Here is an 18,407-nt window from a genome sequence, read left to right as displayed (position 1 = left end):
GAGCCGCGCCACTACGCCGTTGCGCCGCGTAGCCCGGACTGACTGTCGAGCGCCCGCAGATGCCCATCGCGATGTCCACGCCTGAGCCGATGCTGTGGCATTTGGGCCCTACATAGGGTGCTCGCGAGCCGGGACTCGCGTCTGGCCCCGCCGCCGTCCGCTGCGCCGATGACCCCGGTCGCGGCCAGCCCCCGCGGTCCGGTGGGAAGGGCGCCGTATGGCCGCCGCGCTCGGCGACAACCCCAGACTTGCGCTCCGGATGCGCGACGACCCGCCGGGCGTCTTAGTGCCCGCACAGTCGGGTCGGAGTCATAGTCATAGTCCTGTGGATGGTTGTCGACCTTTTCCACAGAGCGCTTCAAGGGGTGGACGCTTCGGTGGCCGGCTACCTACGGTCGGTGCCATGGCCACCCCGTTCAGGGATCTCCCCGCCCACGACCTCCCTCGTGAGCGGCTTGTGCGATTCGGCCCGTCGGCTCTCAGCGACACCGAACTGATCGCCATCCATGTCGGCTCTGGTGTAGCGGGGCAGAACGCCGTCGCCCTGGCCACGCGGCTCGTGGCAGAGTTCGGCTCGCTCGCCGGACTGGCCCGGGCCACCGCGGCGGACCTCGGCCGGTTGCCCGGGATTGGCCCGGCCAAGGCATGCAGGATCGTGGCCGCGTTCGCACTCGCCGGCCGCGTCCAGGGCCCGGCCGAGGGGCGAATCCTCGGCTCGTCGGCTGATATTGCTACCGTCGCCATCCCCTTGATCGGCTCTGCCACGCGCGAGGAGGTCCTGGTGGTGGTGGCCGACGGCCGCAACCGGGTGACGCGTGTGGAGTCCGTGGCGCGGGGAGGGTCGACGACGACGAGCCTGCCGATCCGTGAAGTGTTGGCCGTCGCGTTGCGTCACGATGGGGCCGCCTTGGCGCTCGCGCACAATCACCCGGCGGGGGATCCCACTCCGAGTGCCGCCGACCGCGCCGCCACCGACCGGATCCGGTCCGCCGCGGAGGAGGTGGGACTTCGGTTCCTTGACCACGTGGTGGTGGCCGGCGAGGCGTGGCGGAGCGTCAGTGCATCGCGGTGAAGATCTCGTTCCGGGCGGCGGGCAGGACGGCGACGGCGAGCTCGTTGCGCTTGCCGTGGAGACTTGCCGACGTGAGGCGAAGCTCCTGGATGGTGCGAATCCGTTCGATTGCGCCCGCGAGCTCATCGTCGCCCGGCAGAGGAAAGGCAACAGTCTTCACAAAATCGGCGGGAACGCGCTGTTGTCCGGCGGTACCAGTGAAGGCCCTTCTTGCCTGCGATGTAAACCACTCAGTTCTGAGGACGCGCCACACCCACTCTGCAAATTCCGGTGAAGAAGCGCGGAGGACAAAGAACTCGGAAGACCCGTATCCGGTGCGACCCAGCTCGTCTACGTATATCGCACAGTTGCCGTTCTGCATGCACGGTGTGATCCGGGCGAATATCACATCACCAGGAATGAACTGCCTGTAGCCGGTTCCGACTTCGCCGCGAGACTTCACCTCAACATTGGTGATAGTTCCTGTAATAGGGTCGACTGCTGCCATAGGTACGAACTGCACTTCATCGGCACTGTCGACCTTTCTTGGCTTTGGAGCGAACTCAATCAGCTCGCCAAGTGGTGCCGCAGGAAGCTGGCCCAACCACGCGGACAAGGTCGAGTCGAGTGCGACTCTCGAGGGATCTTGGCGAGTGGTGCTCTTGTGTTCGCGTCCGATTTGTCTCAGGTGCTCGGCGATTCGGGTCTGTTCGGCGAGCGAGGGGAGGGGAACTCTCAGGCGCTCGAGGTTCTTGATCGACAGTGTCTTATTGCGTCCGGCGGAGCCCGGAGATGCCTTCCTAAGTTCCGCGAGCCCGCGATCGGAGAGGAAATAGTCACGGAGAAACTCTGCGCTCGCCCTCTCTGGGGTGCATTCCCACGTCATGAAACGGTGCGAGCCAACTAGATCCTCGTGTCGCTCGTCGGAAACTGCGACCGCGCCCTCCCATGCGAAGACATTGCTGAATAACAGATCGCCGGACTTGATCTGAAAAATCTTCTTGTCGCCGATCTCGGTGCCGGATACCGGCTCCTTGATGAAGCAACCCTTGCCGAAGGACCGAATCCCGATCTCGCGATAGGAAGCTGTCGGGTCGACGTCGACAGGAGATCGGCGGAGGGAGGCAACCTCCCCAAGCGGCACCCAATCGACCTTCACAGCTCGAACTCCGCGATGGCCGCCTGCATTTCCTCATAGACCGCCAGGAGTTCCTTCTCCGTTTGGATCAAATCGGCAATCAGCTCGGCGGGAGGCCGCTGGTCCAGCGCGTCGGGGCGGTGGGGGTTGTGTAGGTCGAGGTTGAATCCGCCGGCCTCGATATCTGCGTAATCGACCTTCCACGCCTGTTCGTTCTCGACTCTGCCCTCGCGGCTCGCGCCGCCCCACCACCGCTGGCAGGTCTCGAACTCCTCGTAGCGCATGGGCTTGGTCTTGGTGTAGTTCTTGCGCCCCTCCGGCGGCGGCACCTCGTAGAACCACACGGGGCCCTGCCCGCCCTTCTCGAAGAACAGGATGTTCGAGGGGATGAGGGTATACGGAGCAAAGACGCCGTTGGGGAGGCGGACCACGGTGTGCAGGTTGAACCGCGTCATAAGGTCCTTCTTGATTCGCCCACCCACGCCGGTGTCGAAGAGCACCGAGTTGGGCACGACGATCCCGCATCGCCCGCGCGGGCTCTTCTCGATGCGAGCCATGACGGACTGCAAGAAGAGCCACACCGTCTCGGCCGTGCGGAAGGTGGTGGGGAAGTTCTCGAGAATCAGCCGCTCCTCCTCGCCACCGAACGGTGGGTTGGTCACCACCACGTCCACGCCGTCCCGCTTGACCTCAGAAAGCGGGTGGATGAGAGCGTTGCCCTCGGTGACGTTGGGCCGATCCACGCCGTGGAGCAGGAGGTTCATCTGGCACAGCAGGTAGGGCAAGCCTTTCTTCTCGATCCCGCGCAACCCGGCGGAGACCTTCTCGTGATCGGCGGCCGAGACGTCCCCGGCGGTCATGTGCCGGTAGGCCTCGGAGAGAAACCCGCCCGTCCCGCACGCTGGGTCGAGGACCTTCTCGCCGGGCCTCGGGTCGACCTGGTCCACCACGAACCTGATCACCGGACGCGGGGTGTAGAACTCGCCGGAGTCACCGGCGGCGTCCCGCATCTCCTTGAGCATGGTCTCGTAGAACATGGCCATGGTGTGCACCTCGTCACGGGAGGTGAAGCTGATCTTGTCCACCTGGTCGACCAGCTGCCGGAGAAGGTGCCCGGACTGCATCCGGTTCCGAACGTCGGCGAAGACGTGCCCCAGCGTGTCGTGGGGGTCCCCTGGCCGACCCGATCCGTGGACGGTGCGCAGGTGTGGAATCAACCGCTCGTTTATGAAGGCGATCAGGGGGTCGCCGGTGACGGACTTCTCGTGCGCCCAGGTGGACCAGCGGAGCGCCTGGGGGAGTGCGGGCTCGTAGGCCTCGTTGACCAGCGCGCGCTCCTCTTCGAGGTCGTCGAAGGCTTTGAGGAACAACAGCCACGCCAGCTGGGGCAGGCGGTCCAACTCGCCGTTCAGCCCCGCGTCTTTGCGCATGATCTGCCGGGAGGTCTTGATGACCGACTGGAGCCGGGCCTGGGTGGTGGGTTCCTTCGCGGTGACGCGGGCGCTCATGGGAGGTCTTTCTCGGTCGGGGGCATGCGGGACAGTGCGGTCAGGTACGTCTCGCGGACGGCGCGGAACGCGGAGGCGTGGTCGGGGTGGGTGAGCCCGAGATCAGCCGCCATCGCGGCGAACGGCTCGGCCCACGACCCGGGCGGTGGTTCGAGGTCGGCCGGCGGCGCTTCGCCGTCACGATCGGTGAAGACCGCGGTGAGTCGCACACCCAACCGCGTCGGATCGACGAGGCCACGGTCTAGGAGCAATGCGAGGTCGACGAGGTCTTTGACTCGGGACGACGGGCGGTTGTGCGCGTAGATCCGCGAGTAGGCATGCAGCTTCTCGGCTGCGTGCCGGTCTACGTCCACGGCGGGAACGGTGAACGGCTCGCCCAGCAGGAGCGGTTCGACGAGCAGGTGCTCCACCTCGTCGTCGTCAAGGTGGTCGGCGGTGACGACGTCGAGAGTGACGACCCCAAACTCGGTCGAACCGAGATAGGCCTCGATCACCACCCGCCACGTGGTGGGAAGCTCGTCCTCCGCGCGGACGGGCCGGGGCGCCCGCGCGACTAGACGGAAGCCGTCTCCCGGATCGTGGTCCAATGCCTCGTCGAGGAGGTCGTGCAGCTCGTCGGCGTCGGGAGATCCGGCGCTGAGTCGAGCCAGGTCGAGGTCCTTGGTGCTGCGGGCGTCAAGCCAGAGACGGGTCTCCAAGGCGAATCCGCCCTTGAGGACCCAGCGACGGTCGGCCGCGAGACGCCGCAGGACGAGCTGGAAGAGCACGCGGTTGCGTAGGCGGAGCGGATCAACTCGGTGCTCGGCGGCGAGGTTGCGCAGCCGGTGATTGACGCTCCGGGCGCGGGCGTCAGTCACGGGCCACGGTTCCCAACGCGCGCTCGAGACGGAGTGCGGCGACGGCGGGCAGGTCGTGCGCGAGGCGGCGGAGTCGGCGCTCCGTGGTGTTCCCGCCGGCGAGGGCGCCACGGACCGCGTCGTCGACGATTTCCTGCGAAACTGATTCGGTCCCCGCGACGTCGGCGAGAGTGCGTGGGATCGAGGTGACCGACCACCCGTGGTAATCGATTCGGTCGGCTGGATCGAGCTCACCGATGTGGGTGACCACGAAATCGTCCTGGGCGCGGAACCCCGGGGGCACCGTCAAGTGCAGGCGCGCCGGGTTGGCGTCTGAGAGGCTGTGGGCGCGAAGAGCCGACTCGTGCGAGACAACTCCGCGACCCCGGCTCCACAGGGTCCACCGGACATACTCGTCCTCGGGACTAGGCGGCCAGTCGGGGAGTCGGAAGATGCCACGGTCGACCCTGGTCCAGTTCCCGGCGTCCACGTGGTACTTCTGCGCCTGGTGCGAGTACCCGGCCTCTACGGCCTGGGCGGACGAGAAATAGCCCGCCTGACCGAACGCGACCGCGTGTAGGCGGCGGCGTAGGTCGAGCGAGGAGGCGGTCATGCAATGAGCCTACCATCAGCGCGAAATCAAAGAACCATATAGTTATACCATGCACTTATGCGCAAAACTAAAGTTACTATGTAGCTAGGCGCCATATAGCCAGTCGGGAACCTGGCGAACTGCCTCGCGCAGGGCGTCTGGGCCGCCCATCGCACTGGCGATCTCGGTAATGCTCCCCGCGTTAGAGATCGGCCGGAGCCGGACGGTGCGCATCGAGATGTCGTCGATGCCGAATTCCTCGTACCGCTGGAGGAGCCCGACGAGAACGGCTCGGCCGGCCTCGCTCTGGGCGCGGATCTCCTCGGCGTGCGATTCCCGTGCACGGCGGGCCCGCTCGGCCCGGGTCCGGACCGGCGTCTGGAACGCCATCGAGAGCAGCACGTCGAACAAGTCGGAACCCGACTCGTCTGCAAGTGCCCTGAGTCCGTCAAGGTCGATTCCCCGCCCCGCCAGGGACTCGAGGATCTCATGGCGGGTGGACTCGTCCGCCCACAGCGTGCCGAGCGAGGCGGCGTCCCCGTAACCGGACATGGTGCCCTCGACCACAGTCCGTACCTCGACCATCCGTGGCTCGCCGGTCGACCTGTCGATCACCATCGCCGCCTCCGAGGTCACCGTCACGACGCCGTCGACCACGACGTAAGTAGTTCGGGGCTCTCTGGTCCCGCCGGGGTTGTCGACGTCGTCAGGGTCCTCGGTCCGAAACTCGGGTTCGGGCTCGTTCAGCGTCGGGTCGGCGGGCGCGGGGGCGGGGGCGCCGGTTCCGGTCGAGTCGCTACCGGGCTCGGAAATCGATTCGACGACGTCGCCACTGCCGTCCGTCGTCTCTATCGTGATGTCGGGGGGCGTGCCGTCGAAGTCCGGGTCACTGAAATGCTGAGAGGCACCGACGTAGTCGACCACCTCGAATACCGATTTTCCGCCCTCGGGGAAGAGCCTGGTGCCTCGGCCGACGATCTGCTTGAACTCGATGGACGAGCCCACCGGTCGGAAGATCACGACGTACCGCAGGTCGGGAACGTCAACGCCGGTGGACAGGAGCCGGGAGGTGGTGGCGACGACGGGCGACGCCGACTCCGTGTCGCAGAACGCCTCGAGTAGACGCGCCTTCTCCTCCTCCACGCCGACGATCCGGACGACCCATTCAGGATCCGCGCGGACGAGGTCCGGGTTCTCGACGACGAGTGCGGACCGAACGTCGTCGGCATGCTGCGTGCTCACACAGAAGACGATCGCCTTGTGCTCAGGGTTCTGCCGAAGTAGCCCGGACAGGTGGTGGGCCATGGCCTTGGTGCGAGGCAGGAGTGAGAGGGCGCGCTCGTAGTCGCGAGTGGTGTACACCCCCGCAGGTATCTCGCGTCCGTAGAGATCCCGCTGCCCGGGGTCGGGCGTCCAGCCCTCTGCGTCGGCGTCGAGGATCACCCGCCGAATTCGGTAGGGGGCGAGGTAGCCGTCCTCGATCCCGTCGCGGAGGGAGTAGCGATAGACCGGGTTGCCGAAATACTCGTAGCTGTGGACCGTGTCGTCGCGCGGAGTGGCAGTGAGTCCGAGGTGGATCGCTGAGGCGAAGTGGTCGAGGGTGCCGCGCCATCGGGAGTTGGCGGTGGCACTTCCGCGATGGCACTCGTCGACAATGACGAGGTCGAAGAAGTCTCGGGGAAACTGCTCGAGGAGTTCCTCACCGGCAGCCCCCTGGTGCAGCGCCTGGTAGCTCGCGAAGTACAGCTCCCCGCTCTGGTCGGCGCCCAGCCGGACACGTTGCAGCCGCTCGTTGCCGAAGGCCGGACCGAAGTCGTTACGCATCGGCTGAGTGAGGAGCACGTCCCGGTCGGCCAGGTAGAGCACCCTGTAGTTTTCCTCGGGCCGCACTTTCTCCTGGTATCCGAGAATTTTGGCGACGATCTGCATGGCGGTGAACGTCTTGCCCGTGCCAGTGGCCATGAGGAGCAGGATCCGCTGATCACCTCGGGCGATCGCCCGGAGGACCGCGCTGATCGCCAGCGCCTGGTAGTAGCGGGGTTCGTGGATCGTTCCGTCAGTCGAGACCTTCCTCCTACTGAGTGGCTCGAGGAGGAGGTCGGCCTCCGGCCCTTCGAGCTTCATGAATGTGCGGTAGGAGTCCCACGCCTCGACAGGCGTGGGGAATCCGTCCACCTTCCGTTCAGTCCCGGCCGAGCGGTCATGGACGATGATCTCGGACCCGTTCGTCGCGATGGCGAGGGGGACCTCGAGCTTCTTGGCGTAATCGAGTGCCTGTTGGAGCCCATCTCGAGCCGAGCGGTACGCACGCTTGGCTTCGACGACTGCGACCGGCTGACCCGGGGCGATCTCGAGAACATAATCCACGCGCCGACCGGGGAGCGCCTGGACCGTGCCATCCGGCCCTGTTCGCATCGTCTGAGCGAGCGCATACTCCGGCGTGATCGCCTCTGCCGCCCAGCCAGCCGTGCGGAGGGCGGGCACCACGAGGTCGCGACATGTGTCGCGCTCCAGTGGACCGCGCTGTTTACTCGTCGTGTGAGCACTGTATCCGCGGCTCGCGTCGCCGCCTGCTCAGTAGTAGTACGGGTAGTCGTCCCAGTTGGGCTCGCGCTTCTCGAGGAACGCGTCGCGGCCCTCCACCGCCTCGTCGGTCATGTACGCCAGCCGCGTGGCCTCACCGGCGAACACCTGCTGGCCCATGAGTCCGTCGTCGGTGAGGTTGAACGCGAACTTGAGCATCCGCTGCGCGGTGGGCGACTTGCCGTTGATCTGCCGCGCCCACTCGATGGCGGTGTTCTCCAGCTCGGCGTGGTCCACCACCCGGTTGACGGCACCCATGTGGAACATCTCCTCGGCCGTGTACGCCTGGCCGAGGAAGAAGATCTCGCGCGCGAACTTCTGGCCCACCTGCTTGGCCAGGTAGGCGCTGCCGTAGCCGGCGTCGAAGGAGCCCACGTCGGCGTCGGTCTGCTTGAACCGGGCGTGCTCGCGGGAGGCCAGGGTCAGGTCGCTCACCACGTGCAGCGAGTGCCCACCGCCGGCCGCCCACCCGTTGACCAGGCAGATCACGACCTTCGGCATGGTGCGGATGAGCCGCTGCACCTCGAGGATGTGCAGCCGCCCGCCCTCGGCCTTGACGCGCGCCTCGTCGACTTTGTCGGCCGTGGCGCCGGCGACGTCCGAGTCGTGCTCGGTCGAGTACTGGTATCCGGACCGGCCACGGATCCGTTGGTCGCCACCCGAGCAGAACGCCCACCCGCCGTCGCGAGTGCTGGGCCCGTTGCCGGTGAACAGGATGGTGCCGACGTCGGGGGAGCGGCGCGCGTGGTCGAAGACGCGGTACAGCTCGTCCACGGTGTGCGGGCGGAACGCGTTGCGCACGTCGGGGCGGTCGAACGCGATCCGCACGGTCCCGTTGACACGGCCCTCGCCCACGTGGCGGTGGTAGGTCAGGTCGGTCAGGTCCTCCCCGTTCCGGAAGCCCTCGACCTCCCGCCACTGCGACGGGTCGAACGGGTTTCCGGTGGCCTGGTCCTGCGGTGCGCTGCTCTCGGTCATGGGTTCGACGTTAGCGTGGAGCCATGACATCCGTACCGGGCCCCGAGTCGATCGACGATCTGCTCGCCCGCGTGCACGTGGTGGCCCTGCCGATGAGGGTGCGGTTCCGCGGCGTCACCGAACGTGAGGTCGCGCTGATCGAGGGCCCCGCCGGGTGGGGCGAATTCGGTCCGTTCGGAGAGTACGACGATCTCGAGTCCACCCACTGGCTGGCCTCCGCGCTGGAGATGGCGTGGCAGGGCCCGCCGCCGGCGCTGCGTTCCCGGGTCCCGGTCAACGCCACGGTCCCGGCGGTCGCGGCCGGGGACGTCGCGGCGATCCTCGACCGCTTCCCGGGCTGTATGACGGTCAAGGTCAAGGTGGCCGAGTCCGGGCAGCAGCTCGTCGACGACGTCGCCCGCGTCGCCGCCGTCCTCCAGGCCCGCCCCGGCGCGCGCGTGCGGGTGGACGCCAACGGGGCGTGGTCGGTCGCCGAGGCGGCCCACGCGATCCGGGTGCTGGACCAGGCGGTGCGTGCGGACGACGTCGCGCGTGGCCCCGGCACCGGCCCGGTCTCACTGGATGGGCCGGGCCTGGAGTACGCCGAACAGCCCTGCGCGACGGTGGAGGAGCTGGTCGCGCTGCGGGAGCGTCTCGCCGCCGACGGGGTGCACGTGGACGTCGCCGCCGACGAGTCCATCCGCCGCGCCTCCGACCCCCTGCGCGTCGTGCGGGCGGGCGGCGCCGACCGGGCGGTGGTCAAGGTCGCGCCGCTGGGCGGGCCGCGTTGCCTGCTCGCGGTGGCCGCAGAGCTCGGGGTGCCGGTCACCGTGTCCAGCGCCCTCGACTCGGCGGTGGGCGTCGCCGCGGGTGTCGCCGCCGCAGCGGCGCTGCCCGGTGGTGCCGGGCGTGGCCGTCCCGGACCCGACGACGACGACGACAACGCTATTCCCGCCGCAGGTCTGGGCACCGGCGGGTTCTTCGTCGAGGACGTGGTCGAACCGGGCACGTTCGCCCTCGAGGACGGCTGTCTCCCGGTCCGCCCGGTGGCGCCGGACCCGGCGAGGCTGGAGGGCCTGCGTGTGAGCGGTGAGGTCCGCGACTGGTGGCTGGACCGGATCCGCCGCTGCTACGAACTTCTCTGAGCGGCCCCGCCGCAGCTGCCCCGCCGCTCCGCCGCAGCTGCCCCGCCGCTCCGCCGCAGCCGCCCCGCCGCAGCCGCGCCTGGCCATGGCGTCTCGCACGCACCGCGGGGAGGGCGAGACGCCATGGCCAGGCGCGGGGACGCCCATCGCGGACAACGGCAGGAGCACGACGCCAGATCCAGGAGCGGCTGGCGGGGGATTTCGACGCCGCGCCGGGCGCGAGACGCCAGGTCCGGAAGCGAGACGCCTTGCCCGGGAGCGAGACGCCATCGGTGGGGGCGGGGGCGCCGGGCGCTGGCCCGAGGTCACGCTGCGCGGCCCGGGCCCCGTCCGAGGGAATTCTGGATCCTCATCGCCTCGCGGATGATGGGCACGATCCTGCCGCGCAGATAGTCCTCCCACTGCCAACGCCGGAAGATGTTGCCCAGTGCTTCGATGTTGTTCTGCCGCTTCTTCTCGTCGCGCAGCTTCTGGCGGACGGACCCCTCGCCGTCGTCGATCCCGTACTTCCCCGACCCGTCGGCCTCGCCGACGAGCCCCCATTCTTCCCAGTACATGTCTACGAAGGTCGAGGTCCCGTCCGGGAAGATGAACTCCCGCTGGAGTTGCGGCATCGGCAGACCGGCGCGGCTGATGGTGACCCTGCTGACCGATTCGAGGACAGACTGGGCGCCCGGATCGGCGAACGCCACCACCGCCCGGGCCCTCGCGATGCCGACCCTGCCGGCAGCTGCCTCGAGCTCTGACGCCAGGTCGCCCGAGCTGCACAGATTGCGACGCAACGCCTCGTCCGCCGCACACACCGCGCCGGTGAAGGGACTCGACCGCGCGACGTCGACGATCGTCCGCGCCGGGGTCGTCACCGGGATCCCGTCCACCTCGGTCACGACGTCGGCGAGATCGAGATTGTGGCAGATCGTGTTCTTCCTGCGCCTGCTCCCGCTCCCGGGGCGGTGCCTGGTGGTGGTGACCCGCAGGGTATCCATTCCGTGGACGGGGAGGCCGTGCAACACGAGGGCCGACGTGTGGGACATCGCAGTCCCCGGGCTGATGCTCCCCGCCGCGGCCCGCGAGCGCATCTCGAGTATGGCCTCGGCCTGGTCGGGGCCGGTGGGGACGTCCGATGTGAGCGCGTAGACGCCGTGGCGAACGCGGTAGAGCTGACCCGTTCGTTCGGCGTGTTCTCGTGCTCGGCGGCTGTACCCGCGCGCGAGGAGTTCGGCTGCGGACATGACGACTGGGCGGGAGTGATCGGTGCTCATGTCCAAGCAGTATTGCGCTGGGGGAGGCGGGGATCGCCGCAGCGGGGGCCGCTTCCGGCTCGGCCTGTGGAGACGGCCGGGGTTGTGGATTCCGGGGCACGGGCGGTCGTGTGCAGGCGCGTCGGAAAGAGCTCGACGGACTGTCGTCTACTTGACGGACTGCCGGCTACTTGACCGGCTATGCACCGCCCGCGCCCCAGCCGCGCGGCCCAGCCGCGTGCCACCATGGCGTCCCGCCCACACCGCGGTGCACGCGAGACGCCATGGTCAGGGGCGGCTGCAACAGGGGCAGCTGCGGCAGAGCTACTGCGACAGGGCTAGTGCGACTGGGGCGGGCGCCGCAAGGGCGGCCGACGCACGGGCTGCTGCTGGAGGCGCGGCCGGACGCGGGACCGGTCACCTCCGGGACCCACTCACCTCCTCGGCCGGGGCAGTTCGCGCGTGCGCGGGGCGTACCCCCACTGGTGGCGGCCCAACCGCGACGGCGGCAGCAGGGATCCGAAGTCGGGCAGACCGTCGTCGGCGAGCATCTCGTCATCGATCGTCACGCTCACCACGCGTCCGAGCAGCATCGCGCTGGTGCCCAGGTCGATCACGTCATGGCGCACGCACTCGAACGCGATCGGCGCCTCGGCGACCCGTGGCGGCGCGACGACGTCCGAGGGGTCGGCGGTCAGCCCCTGCATCTCGAACTCGTCGACCTCCGGGCCGACGGGCGCCGAGGTGGCGTTCATGACCTCCATCAGCGACTCGGTGCCGATGTTCACCACGAACTCGCCCGTCCCCACGACGTTGCGATAGGTGTCCTTTCGCCCGATCGAGGTCACGGACAGGATCGCCGGGTCGGCGCAGGCGACGGTGAAGAACGAATACGGCGCGAGGTTGGGCACCCCGTCGGCCGAGATCGTCGACACCCACGCGATCGGGCGCGGTGTGATCGACGCGGTGAGCAGGGCGTACATGCCCTTGGCCGGGGGATCATCCGGGGTGTGAACGATGCGCATCCGCCCATTGTGCCGCCGTCTGCGTTGCCGTTTCGGTCATAGCCCGGTGGGGCATGTCGACGCTGCTCTAGCGTGGGGACGAATCGACGGGTGCAACAGTGAGCAGTCGGCGGAGAGTGGTCGGCGGTGAGTGGTCGGCGAGCGAGAGGAGCCGGGGCTATGGCGGCGAACGACGGGATCCGGATCCCCCTGCGCGACCAGCTGTGGCTGCTCATGGACCGCCCGGACAACCTCATGTACATCAACTGTCTGGTGTGGTTCGCCGAGATCCCCGACTGGGACGAGGTCACCCGGGCCATCCAGACGCGGATGGTCGAGGCGCACCCGGTGTTCCACCGCATCCCGGTCCGCCGGGGCCGCCGCTGGTACTGGGTCGACGACCCCGACTACGACATCTCGAACCACCTCGTGCGCAGCCGGCTTCCCGAGCCGGGCGGTCGCGCCGAGGCCGAGGCCTACATCGCCGAGCAGATGGCGGTGCAGTTGCCGAAGGGGCAACCGTTGTGGCGGGCCGAGTTCATCGAGGGCTACCACGGGCACGAGGGCGAGCAGGAGGGGGCGCTGATCCTGTTCCGCGTCCAGCACGGCGTCGTCGACGGGATCCGGCTCACCCAGCTCGTGCTGGGTCTGTGCGAACACGAGGACGACTCGTCCCTGCCCAGCGTCGGCCGGGATCTCGCGCCCTCCGGCGGCGGCATCCTCGGGGCGGTCACCGGCGCGGGTGCCGGACTGGCCAAGGACTCGTGGGGGATCGCCCGGGGCGTGACCGGCGCCACACTCCGGTTCCCGCTGACGCTGGCCCGCCTGGCGCGGGACGTCGCGGCACCCGGTCGGACGCTGACGCGGGTCCCGACGCGCGTCGTGGAGTCGTTGACGGACAACATCAACGCGGAGAACCGGACCGCCAACACCTACCGGGGCGTCTTCCGGCTGCTGTTCGAGCCGCGATCCCCCGAACTGTCCTGGAGCGGAAAGGCGCACGCGGAGAAGAAGGTCTCCTGGATCGCGGGGCTCGACCTGGCGGCGGTCAAGCGGGTGGCGAAGGTGCACGACACGACCGTCACCACCGTGATGCTGGCCGCCGTGTCCAAGGCGCTCACCGAGTACCTCGACACCCAGGGCGACCGGCGGGTCTCCGACATCAATCTCATGGTGCCGATGGCGGTCTCCCCGGTCGGTGACGAGTTGCCGGAGGAACTGGGTAACCACATCACGCTCATCCTCATGAGACTCCCGTTGTGGGTCGACGACACCGACGAGCTCATCGAGGCGATCACCACGTCGATGACGCGGGTGCGCTATTCCCTCGAGCCGCACGTCAACTTCGCCACCATGCTCACCGTGGCCGTCACGCCCGGCCCGGTGGCGCACGCGGTGATCGACCTGTTCGCCAACAAGACCGTCGGCCAGCTGACCTCGGTGCCCGGGCCCGTCTCCACCGTCTCGCTGGCCGGCACGCCGGTGTCGGGGATGCTCGGGTGGGTGCCGATGAGCGGCGACCAGGCGTTGGGGATCTGCATTTTCAGCTACGACGGCACGGTCTCCGTGGGGATCGCCACCGACGCCGAACTCATCCCCGAACCGGGAGCGGTCGCCGGGATGATCGAGGGCCAGTTCACCACGTTCGACGGCTGGTACGACGAGGACTGAGCCCGCCGCCGGCCACCGAGGGCCGGCCACCACTTCGCCGTTCACCACTGCGTCGGTCACCACTGCGCCGGTCACCACTGCGGGGCCGGCACCTCAGGGTGCGCGGCGAACCAGGCTCCGATGTAGGACATGTCGATGCCCTGGTCCTCGGCGATCAGCTCGTACATCGTCCGGCTGTCGATCGCCTCGCGCAGGATGTCGGCGTGTCCGGAGTGGCGGGCGATCTCGTTCAGCGCGTGCATCGCCGCCCAGCGTCCGTTGAACGACGGCTGGCCGGGCGGGAACCACGGCATCTCGGCGGGTACCGGCACCGGGGCGTCGAGGTCGCAGGTCCGGAGGTTGTCGAGCGCGGCGGAGCGCCGCCGGTCGAATTCGGCGAGGATCTCCTCGACGGTGGCGTCGGGGTCGACCCGGTTGACGGTCTCGGCCCAGGCGAACGCCTCCGGCAGTGACCGTCCGGTCGCGGGCGCGTCGGGTGCGGCGGCGGCGCGGGCCGTCCAGCTCTCGGCGACCTCGCCGATGTGCAGGATGAGCCAGCCCAGCGTCAGTTCGCTCGACGGCACGGGGCAGGTGCGCAGCTGGTCACCGGTGAGGCTGTGGACGATCGACCGGGCGTTGACCAGCTCGGCGTCGATCCACTCGAGCAGGTTCTCCCGCTCGGTGACGCGGGTGGTGGGGAACAGGGGCATGACGACTCCTCGACGGGTTCGGGTGGGTCAGGGCGGGTTCGGGTGTGTCAGGGCGGTTTCGGTCGGGTCAGCGGGTGTGGGCGTACAGGTCGCGGAGCAGGCACATCTCGGCGCTGTGGTGGATGACCTCACGGTTGATGTGCAGGACCAGGGCAGCCATGGAGTACTCGGCCCACGGGCCCTCGGCCTCGCCCACGGGGGCGGCCAGGGCCTCGGCGTCGAGCGCCCGCACGCCCTCCATCCAGCCCGCGTAGGTGCGATCGAGTTGGGCGAGTCCGCCCGCGGCGTCGCCGGCGTAGGTGTGGGTCATGTAGTCGTGGGGCGGTCCGCCGAAGTGGGAGTGCCACCGGGCGCCGAGGACGCCGACGACGACGTGGCCGATCCGCCACGCGATGGTCGTCAGCGGGGCGGGCACCGGCTCCGGGAACTCGAAGTCGATGGTGTACTCGCCCTCGCCGCCCTGCATGGGCGCGGTGCCGGTCCCACGGGGTCGGACGTCCCAGGTGCGCTCGTCGGCGGCGGGAGAGAAGTGGTATTCGTCGTCGGTCATGCCCTCCAGGCGAGGCCGCAGTTGGCCGTTCCAGTGGAAGTCGAGTTGGTCGACGAGCTGGGCTGTCCAGTCGATGGGGCGGGTCGTGGTGGTCACGGTGGTCTCCTGACGATGGTGGTGTCCGCCCAGCGTGTCAGCCCATCCGGACAGGATCGGTCCGCTGAGGGTGGGACACTGCTGGCATGACCGAGGACAGGATGCCCACCACCCAGCGCGTGCTGGGGCTGCTCGACCTGCTGCAGCGGCGATCGGTGTGGACGGGCGACGAGCTGGCGGCCGAGCTGGGGGTGACCACGCGGTCCATCCGCCGTGATGTCGACCGGCTCCGTGACCTGGGGTATCCGGTGGAATCCGAGCGCGGCGCGGGTGGTGGGTACAGGATGGGCTCGGGCCGGCGACTGCCGCCGCTGTTGCTCGACGACCGCGAAGCCGTGGCGGTGGCGATCGCCCTGCGGCTGGCCGCGGGCGGCGCGGTGGCGGGCGTCGGCGAACACGCGCTGCGCGCCCTGACCAAACTGGACCAGGTCATGCCCGGCCGGTTGCGCGAGCGGGTCGCCGACGTCACCGAGTCGATGGTCGCGGTCCCCGGCTCGGACACCCCGGTGGAGCCGGAGCTGCTCATCGACCTGGGCCACGCGGTCCGCGGCACCGAGCAGGTGCGACTGGAGTACCGCGACCGCGCGGGCCGCGACACCGAGCGGCGGGTGGAGCCGTACCGGATCGTCGTGCTGGGCCGGCGCTGGTACCTGCTGTCCTACGACCTCGACCGCGCGGACTGGCGCACCTTCCGCCTCGACCGCATCCGGGCCGTCCACCGCAGCCGCTGGCGCTTCACCCCCCGCCCCGACGTGCCCGATCCGGCCGCGCACGTGCAGCACGCGGTGACCGCGGCGCCGTACCAACACCTGGCGCGGGTGGTGGTGTTCGCACCCGCGGCGGAGGTGGTCGAGCAGTTCCCGCCCACCTACGGGACGGTCACCGAGCTGCGCGCCGAGGACCATCCGGACGGCCCGGCCTGCCGGCTGGAGACCGGGGCCGCCGACCTCGACGTGCTGGCCTGGTACCTCGCGCGGTTACCGGGCCCGTTCGCCGTGGAGTCGCCGGACGGGCTGCGGGAGCGGCTGGCGGGGTTGGCCGGGCGGCTCGCGCATGCGGCCGACCCGGGCACCTCCCCCGACTAGGCTGGGGGGCGATGAACCCCACCGTGAGCAACCCGAGCACCGCGCAGGCCCGTGTCCTCGTCGACGAGTTGATCCGCCACGGGATCACCGACGTGGTCCTGTGCCCGGGATCGCGCAGCGCCCCGTTGGCCCTGGCGTTGGCCGCCGCCGAGCGGTCCGGCCGGCTCGCCCTGCACGTGCGGATCGACGAGCGCGGCGCCGGGTTCACCGCGCTGGGGCTCGCGCTGGGCTCGAGGCGGCCGGTCCCCGTCGTCGTCACCTCCGGCACCGCGGTGGCCAACCTCCATCCGGCGATGGTGGAGGCGGCCCACTCGGGCGTACCGATCCTCGCGCTCACGGCCAACCGGCCGCCCGAGCTGCGCGGTACCGGCGCCAATCAGACCATCGACCAGGTGGGATTGTTCGGCCCGCACGCGCGCGCGGTCGTCGAGCTCGGCGCGGCCGGGGACCCCGAGTCCGAGCACCGGCACTGGCGCAGCGCGATCGGCCGGGCCATCCTCACCGCCACCGCGGCGGCCGACCCGGGTCCGGTGCAGGTCGACATCGCGTTCCGCGAGCCGCTCGTGCCGGGCGAGGGCGACGAGGATTTCGCCCTCGGGGGAGACTCACCGGAGTACGACGACGACGAGGTCGGCGGCGGCCCGGAGGCATGTCGTCTGCCGGAGGGGCGTGCGGACGGTCGTCCGTGGGTGCAGCGAGCGGGGGCGGGGGTCGACTCGGCGCCCGCCGATTCGGCCGTGGCGGTGGATCTCACGCGCCCCACGTTGGTCGTCTCGGGGGTCGGGGCGGCACCGGTGTCGGGGCTGGTGGCGGTGCCGACGGTGGCCGAGCCCGGCGCCCCCGTCCCGCTGCACCCGGTGCACCCGTTGGCGATCCCGGCGCTGCGGCCCGAGCAGGTGGTGGTCACCGGGCGGCCGACGCTGCACCGCGCCGTCACGCGCCTGCTGGCGGACCCGGACGTCGACCTCGTGATCCTCGACGCCGGCCCGCGCTCGCCCAACCCGACCGGTAGCGCCGCCGAGCTCGCCGACTCCGTCCTCACCGGGTGGGGCGTGGACCCCGAGTGGACCGAGACCACGGCCCGCGCCGACGCCCGTGCCCGCGCCGCCGTGGACCGGCTGCTGGACCGGCATCTCGAGACCGGTGCGCCGACGGGACTGCACGTGGCGCGTGCCGTGGCCCGCGGCGTCCGGGCCGGGGACAACCTCGTGGTGGGTGCCTCCAATGCCGTGCGGGACCTGTCGTTCGTGGGCCCGCTCGATCCGGATGTGGCGATGTACGCCAACCGCGGGGCGTCGGGGATCGACGGCACGGTCTCCACCGCGATCGGGGTCGCGTTGTCGGCGCCGGGGCGGACCGTCGCGTTGCTGGGCGACCTGACGTTCCTGCACGACGTGTCCGGCCTGCTGCTCGGGCCGCGGGAGCGGCACCCCGACGACCTGACGATCGTCGTGGCCGACGACGACGGCGGTGGCATCTTCTCCCTGCTCGAACAGGGGGACCCGCGCCTGGCCGCCGACTTCGAGCGCGTCTTCGGCACCCCCCACGGCGCCGACCTGGGCGCCCTGTGCGCGGGCGCCGGGGTGCCCTTCACCGACACCGACCCGGCCGGACTCGAGGCCCTGCTCGCGCAGCCCGCGTTCCCGAACGGGCACCGCGACGTCGTGCCCGAGGGCCTGCGGGTGGTGCGCGTCCCGACCGACCGGCAGGGATTGCGCGACCTCCACGCGGCCCTGCGCTCGGAAGCCGTGGCGGACGGGTGACCGCGACGGCCCCGGTCTCTGCCCGGCAGATCCGTCGCGCTCGCCGTATCCGGTGGGGCGTGCGGGTGGTGGCCGTGACCGCGGGAGTGTTCTCACTGCTCACAGCCGTGCTCCTCGTGCTGGCGTGCTTCATCAACGACCAGCGGATCGACCGGGACATGGGCAGCGCCACCGCGTTCGTCACCGAGGTCACCGATCGGCGGGCCGCCGTGGAGTTCGACGCCGGCGGCGGGCGGACCGTCCGACCGGTGACCGGCGTGTTCTACCCGACCGGGCTCGTCGAGGGGCAGCGGGTGCAGGTCGAGTTCCGGCGCGCGAACCCGGATCTGGTGCGGGTCTCGGGACGCAGCTGGACCGTCGCCGTCGTGCCCGCCCTGTCCGTGCCCGCGGTGGTCGTCCCGTTGGCGGCGCTCGCCTACGCCGCCGCGTCACCGAGGGTTCACCGGGCGGCACTACGAATTCGACGCACCGTTTCTCGCTGATCACCGGCCCGTGTCC

At 69.8% G+C, this 18,407-nt stretch carries 16 protein-coding genes; 6 read left to right on the top strand and 10 right to left on the bottom strand.

The genetic code is table 11. From position 1 onward, the window contains the following. Positions 1-403 precede the first annotated feature (403 nt). Positions 404-1,072, top strand: coding sequence for a JAB domain-containing protein (locus tag OVA21_RS11545; RefSeq protein ID WP_067716893.1), 669 nt, complete (start codon positions 404-406; stop codon positions 1,070-1,072). On the opposite strand, the gene OVA21_RS11540 is transcribed toward OVA21_RS11545, so the two are convergent. From OVA21_RS11540 to OVA21_RS11515, 6 genes are all read right to left on the bottom strand, one after another. After that, a complete protein-coding gene (locus OVA21_RS11540; RefSeq protein ID WP_082923941.1) occupies positions 1,056-2,210 on the bottom strand; it encodes a restriction endonuclease subunit S in 1,155 nt (384 codons plus the stop codon). The genes OVA21_RS11545 and OVA21_RS11540 overlap by 17 nt on opposite strands. Then, positions 2,207-3,697, bottom strand: a complete 1,491-nt coding sequence (locus OVA21_RS11535; RefSeq protein ID WP_067716891.1) for a class I SAM-dependent DNA methyltransferase — start codon at positions 3,695-3,697, stop codon at positions 2,207-2,209. Before OVA21_RS11535 ends, OVA21_RS11540 begins: the two co-directional genes overlap by 4 nt. Beyond that, positions 3,694-4,554: a nucleotidyl transferase AbiEii/AbiGii toxin family protein gene (locus OVA21_RS11530; protein WP_067716888.1), complete on the bottom strand. Its 861-nt coding sequence runs from the start codon at positions 4,552-4,554 to the stop codon at positions 3,694-3,696. The genes OVA21_RS11535 and OVA21_RS11530 overlap by 4 nt, the downstream gene beginning before the upstream one ends. After that, complete coding sequence (locus OVA21_RS11525; RefSeq protein WP_067716886.1) at positions 4,547-5,146, bottom strand: type IV toxin-antitoxin system AbiEi family antitoxin domain-containing protein; 600 nt, start codon at positions 5,144-5,146, stop codon at positions 4,547-4,549. Before OVA21_RS11525 ends, OVA21_RS11530 begins: the two co-directional genes overlap by 8 nt. 84 nt (positions 5,147-5,230) lie before the next feature. Next, the gene (gene hsdR, locus OVA21_RS11520; protein ID WP_371607111.1) at positions 5,231-7,639 is read right to left on the bottom strand and encodes an EcoAI/FtnUII family type I restriction enzme subunit R; all 2,409 of its coding nucleotides are present in this window, start codon (positions 7,637-7,639) and stop codon (positions 5,231-5,233) included. A 60-nt stretch (positions 7,640-7,699) separates the two neighbouring features. Further along, positions 7,700-8,686 carry a 1,4-dihydroxy-2-naphthoyl-CoA synthase gene (locus OVA21_RS11515; protein WP_096906986.1) on the bottom strand — a complete coding sequence of 329 codons (987 nt, stop codon included), beginning with the start codon at positions 8,684-8,686 and terminating at the stop codon, positions 7,700-7,702. Positions 8,687-8,709: 23 nt separating this feature from the next. Here OVA21_RS11515 and OVA21_RS11510 point away from each other — a divergent pair, with 23 nt between their 5' ends. After that, the gene (locus OVA21_RS11510) at positions 8,710-9,810 is read left to right on the top strand and encodes an o-succinylbenzoate synthase (RefSeq protein ID WP_096906987.1); all 1,101 of its coding nucleotides are present in this window, start codon (positions 8,710-8,712) and stop codon (positions 9,808-9,810) included. 305 nt (positions 9,811-10,115) lie between these two features. On the opposite strand, the gene OVA21_RS11505 is transcribed toward OVA21_RS11510, so the two are convergent. Both OVA21_RS11505 and OVA21_RS11500 read right to left on the bottom strand, forming a co-directional pair. Next, entirely contained in the window at positions 10,116-11,072 is a 957-nt protein-coding gene (locus OVA21_RS11505) for a type IV toxin-antitoxin system AbiEi family antitoxin domain-containing protein (protein WP_096906988.1), read from the bottom strand. A 413-nt stretch (positions 11,073-11,485) separates the two neighbouring features. After that, positions 11,486-12,076, bottom strand: coding sequence for a flavin reductase family protein (locus OVA21_RS11500; RefSeq protein ID WP_069389108.1), 591 nt, complete (start codon positions 12,074-12,076; stop codon positions 11,486-11,488). A 159-nt stretch (positions 12,077-12,235) separates the two neighbouring features. Here OVA21_RS11500 and OVA21_RS11495 point away from each other — a divergent pair, with 159 nt between their 5' ends. After that, positions 12,236-13,726 carry a WS/DGAT domain-containing protein gene (locus tag OVA21_RS11495; RefSeq protein ID WP_227022221.1) on the top strand — a complete coding sequence of 497 codons (1,491 nt, stop codon included), beginning with the start codon at positions 12,236-12,238 and terminating at the stop codon, positions 13,724-13,726. Positions 13,727-13,797: 71 nt separating this feature from the next. Here OVA21_RS11495 and OVA21_RS11490 read toward each other — a convergent pair whose 3' ends face one another. Then, positions 13,798-14,415, bottom strand: coding sequence for a mycothiol transferase (locus tag OVA21_RS11490; RefSeq protein WP_069389107.1), 618 nt, complete (start codon positions 14,413-14,415; stop codon positions 13,798-13,800). A 67-nt stretch (positions 14,416-14,482) separates the two neighbouring features. Continuing rightward, positions 14,483-15,040, bottom strand: coding sequence for a DinB family protein (locus OVA21_RS11485; protein WP_069389110.1), 558 nt, complete (start codon positions 15,038-15,040; stop codon positions 14,483-14,485). Positions 15,041-15,147: 107 nt separating this feature from the next. On the opposite strand from OVA21_RS11485, the gene OVA21_RS11480 reads away from it, so the two are divergent. Genes OVA21_RS11480 through OVA21_RS11470 form a run of 3 tightly spaced genes read left to right on the top strand, consistent with a single transcriptional unit; the run spans position 15,148 to position 18,391 of the window. Then, entirely contained in the window at positions 15,148-16,146 is a 999-nt protein-coding gene (locus tag OVA21_RS11480) for a helix-turn-helix transcriptional regulator (RefSeq protein ID WP_096906989.1), read from the top strand. A gap of 11 nt (positions 16,147-16,157) precedes the next feature. Then, positions 16,158-17,909 (top strand): 2-succinyl-5-enolpyruvyl-6-hydroxy-3-cyclohexene-1-carboxylic-acid synthase, encoded by a 1,752-nt coding sequence (gene menD / locus OVA21_RS11475; RefSeq protein ID WP_268092440.1) that lies wholly within the window; start codon positions 16,158-16,160, stop codon positions 17,907-17,909. Further along, positions 17,906-18,391, top strand: coding sequence for a DUF3592 domain-containing protein (locus tag OVA21_RS11470; RefSeq protein WP_083249686.1), 486 nt, complete (start codon positions 17,906-17,908; stop codon positions 18,389-18,391). The genes menD and OVA21_RS11470 overlap by 4 nt, the downstream gene beginning before the upstream one ends. Positions 18,392-18,407 lie beyond the last annotated feature (16 nt).

Source organism: Dietzia sp. SL131 (assembly GCF_026672565.1).
Lineage (GTDB): Bacteria > Actinomycetota > Actinomycetes > Mycobacteriales > Mycobacteriaceae > Dietzia > Dietzia kunjamensis.
The sequence above is the reverse complement of the archived record's forward strand: the minus strand, read 5'-3'. Positions and strand labels throughout refer to the sequence as shown.